At 59.8% G+C, this 12,255-nt stretch carries 7 protein-coding genes, 1 other RNA gene and 1 pseudogene; 4 read left to right on the top strand and 5 right to left on the bottom strand.

Translation table 11 applies throughout. The features are described 5' to 3' along the window. Positions 1-195: 195 nt before the first annotated feature. From N008_RS22990 to dnaX, 5 genes and pseudogenes are all read right to left on the bottom strand, one after another. Positions 196-657 carry a hypothetical protein gene (locus N008_RS22990; protein WP_156109020.1) on the bottom strand — a complete coding sequence of 154 codons (462 nt, stop codon included), beginning with the start codon at positions 655-657 and terminating at the stop codon, positions 196-198. A 122-nt stretch (positions 658-779) separates the two neighbouring features. After that, positions 780-2,069 (bottom strand): annotated as a pseudogene (icd, locus tag N008_RS04825) (NADP-dependent isocitrate dehydrogenase); the annotation flags it as partial. A gap of 133 nt (positions 2,070-2,202) precedes the next feature. Beyond that, on the bottom strand, positions 2,203-5,244 hold the full coding sequence (locus N008_RS04820; RefSeq protein WP_231569782.1) for a M16 family metallopeptidase: 3,042 nt from the start codon (positions 5,242-5,244) through the stop codon (positions 2,203-2,205). A 380-nt stretch (positions 5,245-5,624) separates the two neighbouring features. Beyond that, positions 5,625-6,500, bottom strand: coding sequence for a hypothetical protein (locus N008_RS22985; RefSeq protein ID WP_044014163.1), 876 nt, complete (start codon positions 6,498-6,500; stop codon positions 5,625-5,627). Positions 6,501-6,538: 38 nt separating this feature from the next. Further along, positions 6,539-7,822: a DNA polymerase III subunit gamma/tau gene (gene dnaX / locus N008_RS22980; RefSeq protein WP_052381200.1), complete on the bottom strand. Its 1,284-nt coding sequence runs from the start codon at positions 7,820-7,822 to the stop codon at positions 6,539-6,541. A gap of 307 nt (positions 7,823-8,129) precedes the next feature. On the opposite strand from dnaX, the gene N008_RS04805 reads away from it, so the two are divergent. The 4 genes from N008_RS04805 (at position 8,130) to N008_RS04795 (ending at position 12,231) form a co-directional block, all read left to right on the top strand. Then, a complete protein-coding gene (locus tag N008_RS04805; RefSeq protein WP_044014162.1) occupies positions 8,130-10,313 on the top strand; it encodes a prolyl oligopeptidase family serine peptidase in 2,184 nt (727 codons plus the stop codon). 175 nt (positions 10,314-10,488) lie between these two features. After that, positions 10,489-10,858: a transfer-messenger RNA gene (gene ssrA, locus N008_RS22270) on the top strand. Between the two features lie 172 nt (positions 10,859-11,030). Then, positions 11,031-11,555 carry a hypothetical protein gene (locus tag N008_RS04800; RefSeq protein ID WP_156109019.1) on the top strand — a complete coding sequence of 175 codons (525 nt, stop codon included), beginning with the start codon at positions 11,031-11,033 and terminating at the stop codon, positions 11,553-11,555. 280 nt (positions 11,556-11,835) lie between these two features. Next, positions 11,836-12,231 carry a hypothetical protein gene (locus tag N008_RS04795; RefSeq protein WP_044014160.1) on the top strand — a complete coding sequence of 132 codons (396 nt, stop codon included), beginning with the start codon at positions 11,836-11,838 and terminating at the stop codon, positions 12,229-12,231. Positions 12,232-12,255: the final 24 nt, after the last annotated feature.

Here is a 12,255-nt window from a genome sequence, read left to right as displayed (position 1 = left end):
TGCCCTGGGCATACGAATACACTTTGGCGGTATCACAGGGTGTCGTTGTAGTCTGGCCTATAGCTGGAGTAGCTACAAAGGCTACCGCAACAGCTGTTACTATTTGGAAAAGGGTACGCATAGAGCGAAAACGATTTGAGAATTATTCTTGAGTTAGTTACGAGTTACGCGGCGCTAAACTCGCGCCAGATGAGTTTAGAGGTTTATAAAACCTGATTCCGGTAGATTTTTTACCATCGGTTTTCTTTCCGTCATATGGATAATCACAGCTATAATATGCCGCAGATTTTTGGCTTTAATATCATTTGAGTCATAGCGGTGACAGCCGTCATCATAAATGATTTGCTTCGTCCTGCCATTTTCACATATTGTTAATGTGGTCCGGCTACCATTTGGAATAACTCTTTCGGTGCATAGAGCTGTGATATTCGCGGGTAGTGCGTAGTAGTTTACACCAACTAACTCTTTATAAATACTATCTATTTGTAGACGACTAAAGCTAATGTTGACCGTGGTATCACCTGAAAAACTGATTTCTCTGGTAAAAGTCTGAGCAGTGTCGCTGAGATACACTTCGTCATTTCCGTAATTCAAATGAACTGAGAAGTCAGCAGGAGCATGTGGATTGTAGTTGCATGCTGAAATGGATAGCAGCAAGATTAGTAGGAAGAAGTAATAAGCGCGCCTGCTATTTTTCACGGTTATAAAAACAATAAACCCCGCGCCAGCCTGACAGCCAACGCGGGGTTTTCAGTGGTTAATTGGCTACGGCCAAGCTACTACATCCGGGCGATAATCTCGTCACCGAACTCCGAGCATTTGAGGAGCGTGGCGCCTTCCATCAGGCGTTCGAAGTCGTAGGTGACGCGCTTGGCGGCAATGGCGGCTTCGAGGCCTTTGTAGATGAGGGCGGCGGCTTCGTTCCAGCCCAGGTGCTCCAGCATCATGGCGCCGCTCAGAATCACGGAGCCGGGGTTCACCTTGTCCTGGTTGGCGTACTTGGGCGCCGTGCCGTGGGTGGCCTCGAAGATGGCGTGGCCGGTGAGGTAGTTGATGTTGGCGCCCGGCGCAATGCCGATACCGCCCACGATGGCGGCCAGCGCGTCGGAAATGTAGTCGCCGTTCAGGTTCAGGGTGGCTACCACCGAGTACTCGGAGGGGCGGAGCAGGATCTGCTGCAGGAAGGCATCGGCAATGCTGTCCTTGATCAGGATTTTGCCGCCGTCGAGGGCTGCTTTCTGCTGGGCATCGGCCACTTCCTGGCCCTGCTTGGCCAGCACCTTGTCGTACTGTGCCCAGGTGTACACCTTGTCGCCGAATTCCTTTTCGGCCAGCTCGTAGCCCCAGGTTTTGAAGGCGCCTTCAGTGAACTTCATGATGTTGCCTTTGTGCACGATGGTTACCGAAGGCTTCTTGTGCTCGATGGCGTACTTGATGGCGGCGCGCACGAGGCGCTCGGTGCCTTCCTTGCTCACCGGTTTGATGCCGAACGAGGAGGTTTCGGGGAAGCGGATTTTCTTCACGCCCATTTCATCCTGCAGGAATTCCAGCATTTTCTGGGCCTGCGGCGTGCCGTTCATGTACTCGATGCCGGCGTAGATGTCCTCGGTGTTTTCGCGGAAGATGACCATGTCGGTCAGCTCGGGATGCTTCACGGGCGAAGGCACGCCGTCGAACCAGCGCACGGGGCGCACGCAGGCATACAGGTCCAGTTCCTGACGCAGGGCCACGTTCAGGCTCCGGATGCCGCCACCCACGGGCGTGGTCAGGGGGCCTTTGATGCCCACCAGGTACTCGCGGAACGCCTCCAGCGTATCATTGGGCAGCCAGTTGCCCGACTGCTTGAACGACTTCTCCCCGGCCATCACCTCTTTCCACACCAGCTTCTTCGACCCGCCGTAGGCCTTCTCCACTGCGGCATCGAATACGCGGACGGAAGCCGCCCAAATGTCCGGACCCGTACCGTCGCCCTCAATGAAAGGAATGGTCGGCTGGTCGGGCACGTTGAGCTTGCCGTTTTTGATGGTGATTTTCTGTTCTGCCATTGTTGAAGGTACTTTGGGACTTAGGGTTTTAGTTGAGTGGGGCCGCTTTTCTGAACGTCATGCAGAGCGGAGCGAAGCATCTCGCCAGGATGGTATTACCACTCCGGCGTCAGCACGCGAGATGCTTCGCTGCGCTCTGCATGACGGTCAGCCGGCGTCAATACCCGAAAATCTCTTTCAGGGTAAGTTGCTGGACCTGGCCGTACTTGGCCAGCTCCTTGAAATTGAGGCGGTCTTTGGAGCCTATTACCAGAATGGTCTGGTTCTGGCCTTTCACGCGGGCCTGCTGAAACTTCTGCAGGTCCTGGAAGCTCATGTTGGGCGTCTGCTCGTACACGTCGCGGCGCAGGTCATAGTCTAGGCCGAGGCGGCGGGCGCGCTCGTAGCTGAGCAGGATGTCGGCCTTGGTGATGCGCTCGGTGGCGATGCTGTTGCGGATGGCGTTTTTGGCGATTTGCAGGTTGGCTTCGGCCACGGGCATGTCGTTGAGCAACGTGTTCATGCCGGCCATGGCCTCGGGCAGCTTGTCGCTCTGCGTGCCGATGTAGCTGAGGTTGTAGCTGCTGCGGCCGGCCTTGTCGGCGTTGGCGTAGCGCGACGAGGCCGAGTAGGCCAGCGCTTTGCTCTCTCGCAGTTCCTGAAACACGATGCTGCCCATGCTGCCGCCGAAGTACTCGTTGTAGAGGCTGGTGGTCGGCACCAGGGCCTTGTCGTAGATGGTGCCTTTGGTCAGAAACAGGATTTCAGCCTGCACCATGTTGTAGTCCACCCAGTACACCTTGCGCTGGTTCATGGCCTGCTCCGCGAAGTCCTTAGCCGCTGGTACGGGCGTGAGCTTGGCCGGGCCGCGGTGGTATTTTTGTAAGGCATCTGTTATGCCTGGCAGAATTATTATAAGGTTGTCTGGGTATTTCTTACTCTCTTCTAAAGACGCCTTACTGTCTTCGGTATTAACAGGTCGCGGCCCGTAGTACAGCACGCGGTGCTGGTAGGTCGGGATGGTTCTGATAGTGGCGGTGAGCTGCTCGGGTTTCAGGGCCTTCAGCTCTTTCTCGCTCAGCTGCGTGGTGAAGGGGTTTTTGGGGCCGTACTTGGCGAAATTCACCATGGCCTGGCTCAGAATCACCTGCTTGTTCAGCTTGGCATCCTGGCGCGACTTCAGCACACCAGCTACCATGTTTTTGAGGGCCGCGGCGTCAGGCTTGGGCGCGGCCAGCAGGCTTTCAAACAGCTGCAAAGCCAGCTCGAAGTTGCTGTCGAGGCCGGAGAGGCTGACGGTGGTGCGGTCCTGCCCGCTCTGCACCGCGAAGGAGCAGCCCAGCTTGTAGAACTCCTGCTGCAGTTGCGCGGCCGTGTATTTGTCGGTGCCCAGGTACTGCAGGTAGTCGGTGGCGAGGCCCAGCTTGGGGTCGTTGTTTGTGCCCAGGTCGAGCACGTAGAACAGGTTGAAGAGGTTGTTTTCGGTGTTGCGGGTGTAGTACACCGGCACGCCCGAGGCCAGCTTCACTTCCTTAATGTCCTTCTGATAATCTACGAATACCGGCTGCAGCTCGGGGCTGCTCAGGCCGGTTACCTGCTTGTAGAAGTCGGAGGCCACTTCGCGGTTCACAGGCACCGGCGTAATGGCCGGCTTCACCACTTTCACGGCGTTGGCGTCTTTGCCGGTGCGCTTGTAGATGGCCGCGTAGCCGGGGCCGTAGTACTGGTTGGCCACGCGCATCACCTCTTCCTTGGTGATGGTGCCGAAGTCGTTGATCTGCTTGAGGTAGTCCTTCCAGTCCTCGCGGGCCACGAAGGCGGCCACAAAGGCACCAGCGCGGGCCTCGTTGTTTTCGTAGCTTTTGGTGCGCTGCAGCTGCTCGTTGTTGATGATGGCCGGAATCAGCCAGTCAGGGAAGTCGCCCTTTTTCACCTTGTCGAGCTGGGCGAGCAGCAGGTCGCGCACCTCTTCCAGCTTCTGGCCCTGGCGGGGCGTGGCGTAGAGGATGTGCGAGGAGTAGTCGTTGTTGATGTCGGTGAACGAGGCCGCCTGCAGCACCTTCTGCTGCTGGTTGAGGTTCAGGTCAATCAAACCAGCCTGGCCGTTGCTGAGCAGCTTATCCACCATGCGCAGCACCAGCGCCTCGCGCGTGGTCGTGCCGGGAAAGCGGAAGCCGAGCATCACGTTTTCGGCGTCGGGCCCCACAATCTCCGTCACGAGGGGCGCCGTGATGGGCGCTTCCTGGGCGGGCGTGAAGGCCGGCACCGGCTTGCTCTGCAGCCGGCCGAAGTACTGGTCGATGACGCGGATGGTCTGGTCGTAGTCCAGGTCACCGCTCAGGCACAGGGCCACGTTGTTGGGCACGTAGTACTTGTCGAAATACCGCTTAATCTCCGTGATGGACGGGTTTTGCAGGTGCTCGATGGTGCCGATAGTGGTCTGGGTGCCGTACTCGTGCTTCTGGTAGAGGCTGCGGTTCAGGGCCTCGTACTCTTTGCTGAAGTCGTTGTCGAGGCCGCGGTTTTTCTCCTCGTACACGGCCTCCAGCTCGGTGTGGAACAGGCGCGGCACCATCTCGCCCAGCCGCTCGCTCTGGATGGCGGCCCACTTCTCCAGCTGGTTGCTCGGAATATCTTCCTGGTACACCGTCTGCTCGACGGACGTGTAGGCGTTAGAGCCCTTGGCCCCGATGGCGCCCATCACCTTGTCGTACTCGTTGGCCACGGCGTACTTGGCCGCCACGCTGGAAATCGAGTCGATCTGGTGGTAGGTGCGCTTGCGGGCAGCGGGGTCGTTGCGCTGGGCGCGGTACTGTTCGTAGAGGGCCTCAATCTTGGCCAGCTCCACTTTCTCAGCGGTCCAGTTCTGGGTGCCCAGCTTCGAGGTGCCCTTGAACACCATGTGCTCCAGGTAGTGCGCCAGGCCAGTAGCGGTGGCCGGGTCGTTTTTGGAGCCGGCGCGCACAGCCAGGTAGGTCTGGATGCGCGGGGCGTCGTCGTAGTCGGAGAGGTAAACGGTCAGGCCGTTATCCAGGGTGTAGATGCGCGCCTTGAGCGGGTCGCCTTCCACAGTCTGGTACTTGTACTCTTTCTGCCGGGGAGCTTCCGGGCTGGCGGCTGAGCTGCTGGCTGCTGCCGTAGCGGCGGGCCTGCTGGTCTGGCATTGCGTAAGACCAAGCGTGGCCAGGGCCGGAAGTAGAAGCAGAAGCGGTTTTTTCACAGGAAGGCCAGCGCGGAAAGCAGAGCGGGAAGGAAATTAAGGAACCAAAGATAGGCGGACCCCCCGGGAATAAAAAGCTTCGCCGCAGCCCTTCCGGCGCGAAGTGCGAAAAAATGCTTATGAGAATCACGGATTTCTCCGGATTAAACGGATTAGTCGGATTTTGGAGGCGGTGCCATCGGGCGGCTGTGGCGCTACGAATTCCCCAAAGGGGTTCGTAGTACCACTATCGTTGCTGATGCCTGCACGATGGGTAGTAAGTGAGGGTCGTTCAACGATGGTTGGTCACAGATGGTCGTTCAACGATAGTGGTACTACGAACCCCTTCGGGGAATTCGTAGCACCACAGCTGCCCGGCGCAACCCGCTAAAATCCGTGATTTAGTCCACGTCCAGGCCCAGCTTCTGCTTCATCTCGCTCAGCATCGGGTACTTCTCCATCAGATAGTCCATCTTGTCGGAGGAGGTGTAGAGCTTGCGGCCGGTTTCCACCCGCTCCACGATTTCCACCGTCACGTTCAGGCGCGGGTAGCCGGTGCGGCGGCGCAGCTCACCTAGGAACTCGGCCCGCAGCTCGTTGAACAGGTCTTCTTGCACCGGGTTATCCACACGGAGCAGAATCATGTGCTGCTCGTTGGCCTGCACCGGGCGGTTGAGCAGGCTATAATGCATCATGCTGATGGGCTTGCGCTCCTCGGTCAGCTCCTTCCACACGCGCTGCAACACCTCGTCGTTGATGGCGGGCAGGCCGGTGGTGGGGCCGCTGGGCTCGGCCTCGGTGGCGGCTTTGCCGGCGGCGGCCTTCTGCTCCAGCTGGGCCTTCATGGCGCTCAGGCTACCCAAACCGGGCAGCTTGGTGCCGAGGCCCAGCGGCTTACCGGCCGGCGGCATACCGGGGCGGGGTGGGGGCATGGGCGCGGCCGTCACAGCCATCTGGCCCGGCTCGTGGCCGGCAATGCTGGGCGCCCCGATTTCCACGTGCGGCACGGTGTCGCGCAGCTGCCGGGTGGTGGGCACCTGGGTGGCCGCTTCGTCCTCAATGCTGGGCGTGTCGTGCAGTTCCTCGACGCCGCTTTCCACCGGCACAATGGGCTCGGGGTCGGCGGGGGCGTGGGCCAGGTTATTAGTGCTTGGTGCCTGGTGCTTGGTGCTTAGGTCAGGTGGAGTCGAGTTGGTAGTTCGGCTGTAGGCGGCGGGGGCTTCGGCCGTACCGTCGGCTACGAGGCGGCCGTTGGCGGCGGGTGTGGCTGGGGCCAACGGCGGGGCCGATGGTGGTGCTGCTACCGGGGAGGGAGCTACGGCTGCATCAGGGCTTTTTTTTTCGCCTCGCCGTTGGCGGCTGGCAGGGCCACGCCGCCCTGCAGGTCACGGGCAAACTGCACGGCGCTGTTGAGGTAGGCCAGCTTCATGAGCGTGAGCTCCACGTGCAGGCGCTGGTTTTTTGCCTGCTTGAACTCCCGGTCGCAGAGGCTTACCAGGTTCAGGGCCGAGAGCAGGAAGGGCAGGGGAGCGGCCTGGGCCTGCTGCACGTAGCGCGCCCGGATGTTGTCGGATACCTCCAGCAGCTGCACCGTTACGGGGTCTTTGCACACCAGCAACCCGCGCAGGTGCTCGGCCGCGCCCACCACAAAGTTGTGCAGGTCGAAGCCCTGCTGCATCACCTCATCCAGCAGCAGCAGCGTGGCCGACAGGTTCTCGGTCAGCAGGGCGTCAATCAGCCGGAAATAGTACTCGTAGTCCAGAATGTGCAGGTTCTGCACCACGTCCTGGTAGCGCAGGTTGTGGCCCGAGAAGGTCACCATCTGGTCGAACATGCTCAGGGCGTCGCGCAGGCCGCCGTCGGCTTTCTGGGCCAGCAGGTGCAAGGCATCGTCTTCGGCCTGAATCTGCTCCTGGGTGGCCACGTAGCGCAGGTGGTTGCGCATGTCGTCCACCTTGATGCGGTTGAAGTCGAAAATCTGACACCGCGACAAAATGGTGGGGATAATCTTGTGCCGCTCGGTAGTGGCCAGGATAAAGATGGCGTAGCTCGGCGGCTCTTCCAGCGTCTTCAGAAACGCGTTGAAAGCCGCATTCGAGAGCATGTGCACTTCGTCGATGATGTACACCTTGAAGCGGCCCTGCTGCGGGGCGTAGCGCACCTGCTCCACCAAGCTGCGGATGTCCTCCACCGAGTTGTTGGAGGCCGCATCCAGCTCGTGCACGTTGAACGAGGCGTTTTCCTGGAAGGCGCGGCACGACGAGCACTTGCCGCAAGCTTCCAGCTCGAAGGGCGTGTTGTCGGGGTCGGCGGCGTTCAGCAGCACGTCGGGCACGATGTCGGGCTGGGCCTGAATCAGCTCTGAAACCGGCCGGCTTTTGCGCACGTGCTCCTCCACAAACTCGCAGTTGATGGTCTTGGCCAGAATCCGAGCGCAGGTGGTTTTGCCCACGCCACGGGGGCCGCAGAACAGGAATGCCTGGGCCAAATGCTGTGAGGCAATGGCGTTCTGCAGCGTGGTGGTTACGTGCTGCTGCCCCACCACGCTGCGAAACGTGGCCGGGCGGTACTTACGGGCCGAAACAACGAAATTTTCCATACGAGCTAGGGGCAAAGATACGCAACCGCCCGCCCGATTCCGCCCGACTGCCGCCACCGACTGCCGGATTTACTGCCGGATTACAGCCGCCCGGCTAGTCACACGATGATGTGATTATGATTATATTTAATAGAATTTATTTTCTATTTGTGCGCCGATCCGCAGCAGGTTGTGAAGCACCTGTCAGGTACACTGCTTTTTCTCTTTAAAAGCAGTAACCGGCTGATTCGGTTGGATTTGGGGCAATGCAGCCGGCCCCACGGTGAAGGTGCTGCTGATTGTTTCGTTTTCCCTACTTGTTTTCCCCATGAAACACCCCGTTCTGTTGCCGCTGTTGGGCGGCCTGCTGCTGAGTACCGCCGCCCTGGCCCAGCCATCCGTGCCCGCCGCGCCCACGGGGCCGGCTTCCGATACCTATTTTGGGGTGAAGGTAGACGACCCGTACCGTAACCTCGAAAACCTGCAGGACCCCGCCGTGGCTTCCTGGATGAAAGCTCAGAGCGAGTACGCGCGCCGCACCCTCAACGCCATTCCGGGCCGGCAGGGGCTGATTGATAAAATGGTGGAAATCGACAAGCGCAAGGCCGCCCGCGTATCCGACCTGCGCGTGGCCGACAACGACCGGTACTTCTACTACAAATCCCGCCCCCAGGACCAGCAGCCCAAGCTCTACTGCCGCGACGGCTATAAGGGCCAGGAAGTGCTGCTCTTCGACCCCGAAGCCTACGAAAAAGGTAAGTTGTATAACATCAACGGCTTCGCGCCCAGCCACGACGGCTCCAAGGTGTCGTTCGGCATCAGCGAGAAAGGCAGTGAGCTGGGCCGCACGCTGATCATGGACGTGAAAACCCGCAAGCTCTTCCCCGAGCAGATTCCGCTGAACCGGGGCGGCGGCGAGTGGCTGCCCGACAACCAGACCCTGGCCTACCTGCCCTACAACAACGGCGACCTGAAGGACATGGCCGCCCGCCAGAACACCCAGTGCCGCCTGCACCGCCTGGGCACGCCCGTGGCCCAGGACCAGGTTATCTTCTCCAGCAAACTCTACCCGAAGCTCGGCATCAAGCCCTCCGACTACCCCTACGCGGGCATCGACCGGGACACCAAGCAGGCCTATGGCTTCCTGTACTCCGTGGACCGCTACCTGAACGTGTTCTACGCCCCGGCGGCAGCCCTCACCAAGCCCAATATCCCGTGGCAGCCCCTGTTCCGGCCCGCCGATGAAGTCACCAACTTTGTCACCGACGAGCAGCACATCTACTTCGTGACGGCCCGCAACACGCCCCGGCAGAAGCTCATGCGCATGCCCGCCGCCCGCCCCAACGTGGCCGCGGCCGAGGTGCTGGTGCCCGAAAGCGCCGACGAATCCATCATGGACGAGCAGCTGAAAACCACCAAGGACGGCGTGTACTTCGTACGCAGCCGCAACGGGGTGGAGGCCCGGCTGTACTTCGTGCCCCGGGGCGGGAAGGCCGCGCAGGAGCTGAAGCTGCCCCGCGCCGCCGGCCGCATCGAGCTGACCAATAAGAACGCGCAGTCGTCGGACGTGTGGGTGACGCTGGGCGGCTGGACCACCGACCGGCAGCGCTACCGCTACAGCCCGGCCAGCCGGCAGTTCACGGCCGAGCCGCTGTCGTCGGAGGCGGAGTACCCGGAGTTTGCCGGGCTGGTGGTGGAGGAAGTGCTGGTGCCCTCGCACGACGGGGTACAGGTGCCGCTGTCGTTGATTTACCCGAAAGGCCTGAAGCGCGACGCCTCGGCCCCGGTGCTGATGGTGGGCTACGGAGCCTATTCCGTTTCCATGGAGCCCACGTTTATGCCACCGTTTTTGCTGTGGGCGCAGCAGGGCGGCATTCTGGCCTGCCCGCACGTGCGGGGCGGGGGCGAGCTGGGCGAGGCCTGGCACAAGGCCGGCCAGAAAGCCACCAAGCCCAACACCTGGAAAGACCTCATTGCCTGCGCCGAGTACCTGACCAAGAACAGCTACACCGCGCCCGGTAAAATTGCCATCAACGGCGGCAGCGCCGGCGGCATCCTCATCGGCCGGGCCATGACCGAACGGCCCGACCTGTTTGCCGTGGCCATTCCGGAAGTGGGCTGCCTAAACCCCGTGCGCATGGAAAACTCGCCCAACGGCCCCGTCAACGTACCCGAATTCGGCACCATGACCAAGGAAGAGGAGGCCCGCGCCCTGCTGGAAATGGACGCCTACCACCACCTCAAGCCCGGCACCCAATACCCGGCCACCCTGGTCACGGCCGGCTTCAACGACCCGCGCGTAATTGCCTGGCAGCCGGCCAAGTTTGCGGCGCGTCTGCAGGCCAGCAACGCCGGCAGCCGGCCCGTCCTGTTCTTCACCGACTACGAAGCCGGCCACGGCATGGGCGACTCCCGCCTCAAGCAGTTCGAAAGCATTGCCGACCTGATGGCCTTCGGTTTGTGGCAAACCGGCGCCCCCGGTTTCCAGCCCGATAAGGTAGCCGTGAAGTAAGCTGTCATGCCGACCGCAGGGAGGAATTTGGGTGAATCGTTGGATGAGCACTCCAGATTCCTCCCTGCAGTCGGCATAACAAAACGGAACATTTTCGGTCGTAGGCAACGTTTACCGGCTGATGTGCGTACATTCGCACCCCGCTATTCGTGGCGGGTATCGTTCTTTCTAATCTGGGGCCGACCGGAATTGACAGCTTGTGCATGTCGCGAGTAAGCGTGTCGGGAGTTGGATGAATCTCCCGCAAAAAAGCCGTCCAAAACACAACTGGCGAGTATAGCTACGCCATGGCTGCCTAGTCTAGGTACTAAGCATTGTCATCGTCCCGCACCCGTAATCCTTCTCACGGGTGAGTTCGGGGCGTCGTAAGAGTTAGGATAGTGTAGGTGGCGCTGTGACGCCTGCGCGAAACTCAAACAGATAAGGGGAAATCAAGGGCCTGATGTGCGCCTGGTTTCCTTCGAAAATTCAAGCATAGATACACACGTAGAAAGCTCGACGCCTTCCTTGTCTGGACCAGGGTTCGAATCCCTGCGGCTCCACTAAAACCCGCTTTGCATCTTGCAGAGCGGGTTTTTTATTTTCGGACCCATTCATCAAATAGCACCTAGGGCTTGGTTTCCTTCGGCGCACCCGGACACCAGCGGCAGCGAAAAGTTGCGTGAAGGGCGAGCTAATAGCCGGAAATATTGCAGTCTTTGTTATCTTGCTGAGGCTATGAAACATGGGTTGACCTACTTGCTGCTGCTATTGTGCTCGTTTGCCGCTGAGGCTGGTCGGCCCCCTGTAGTTGCAGACCAGCATGCACCCAAGTTTCGGGTAGCTAAGCTGCCGGCTGCGCTACATGCTGCCTGGTTGGGCATGCCCCGCCAGCAGTTTCGCAATCTGGTGCCCGAGCAACGCTTGGGAGCATCATCCGCTATCAGCTATTTCAGCCGCTCCGACGAAACACTGACCCTGGGCGGCTACCGCATCACCGGTGTCAGCTATGGCTTCTACAAAGACCAACTGTGCTGCATTGAAGTGCGGGTGTTAGGCGAAGCCAACTGCCGGGGTATTCAGAATTTACTGGCCAAAGCCTACGGGCCGGCCGCTACGGCTTCCGGACAGTACTGGCAAAACCCACAGTTGCGCCTGCAGTATTCCGAAATGCCTAAAGGCTACGCCACACTGCTGCTGGCCAGCCCTTCGCTGCTAGCACAGTTTCAGGCCGAGCAGCAACCGCGTAACCAGGCTGTATAAGGCAGCTGCCCTTCCGCTACTACCTCATCAGATTCTGGCTTCACGGTCAGAATTTTTTGTTTCTGGCAAGCCCAGTTGCTGGGCTGGGCGGCTTGGATTGCGGAGGAAAATGGCCGTTATAGTAGAGCTGTTTTATATATAAAATGCTGAATTTCAGAATTATGAACAGATAATAAGTGCTTCGGATCTAGTCAGGTCAAGCCTAGTCTGCGTATGAAGAGGACAAGGGCGCAGCGTACTGTCAGCGCCCGTTACTTCCATTTGACTTGTCTTTCCTGATATGAAAAAGTCCATGCTTTTCGCTGCCTTGCTGCTCACTACCTCTGTGGCGGCTACGGCTCAAGTATCTCCCTCGGTGCCCCAGCGCGGCGGCACCATGAATCAAACCACTGTACCGGCCACCACACCTTCCAACCCCGGTACCCTCGACCAGCGCACCCCCACCACGACCAACCCCACGCAGATGGGCACGGGTACTACACTGCCCGGTCAGACAGGTACTGGTACAATCATCACGGACCAGCCGACCATGCAGCAGCCGGCTACCATGCAGGACCGTACCATCAACCAGCGCACCACTACGGTGCCTAACCCGGCTGCGACGCGCCGGCAGCGCACTAGCACGCGCCGTACCAGCACTAATACAAACACCACCACCGTACCGCCGCAGCGCTAGTATCCACGCTACCTGTATACAAGA

Origin of the sequence: Hymenobacter sp. APR13 (assembly GCF_000737515.1) — a bacterium.
Classification (GTDB): domain Bacteria; phylum Bacteroidota; class Bacteroidia; order Cytophagales; family Hymenobacteraceae; genus Hymenobacter.
Note: the sequence above shows the minus strand (reverse complement) of the source record. Positions and strands in the feature narration are given on the sequence as shown.

Excerpts from the sequence above, each read along its gene's own strand:
- N008_RS04800 (WP_156109019.1), top strand. The coding sequence starts at position 11,031 with ATGAAACATGGGTTGACCTACTTGCTGCTGCTATTGTGCTCGTTTGCC.
- dnaX (WP_052381200.1), bottom strand. The coding sequence starts at position 7,822 with ATGGAAAATTTCGTTGTTTCGGCCCGTAAGTACCGCCCGGCCACGTTT.
- N008_RS04805 (WP_044014162.1), top strand. The coding sequence starts at position 8,130 with ATGAAACACCCCGTTCTGTTGCCGCTGTTGGGCGGCCTGCTGCTGAGT.
- N008_RS04795 (WP_044014160.1), top strand. The coding sequence starts at position 11,836 with ATGAAAAAGTCCATGCTTTTCGCTGCCTTGCTGCTCACTACCTCTGTG.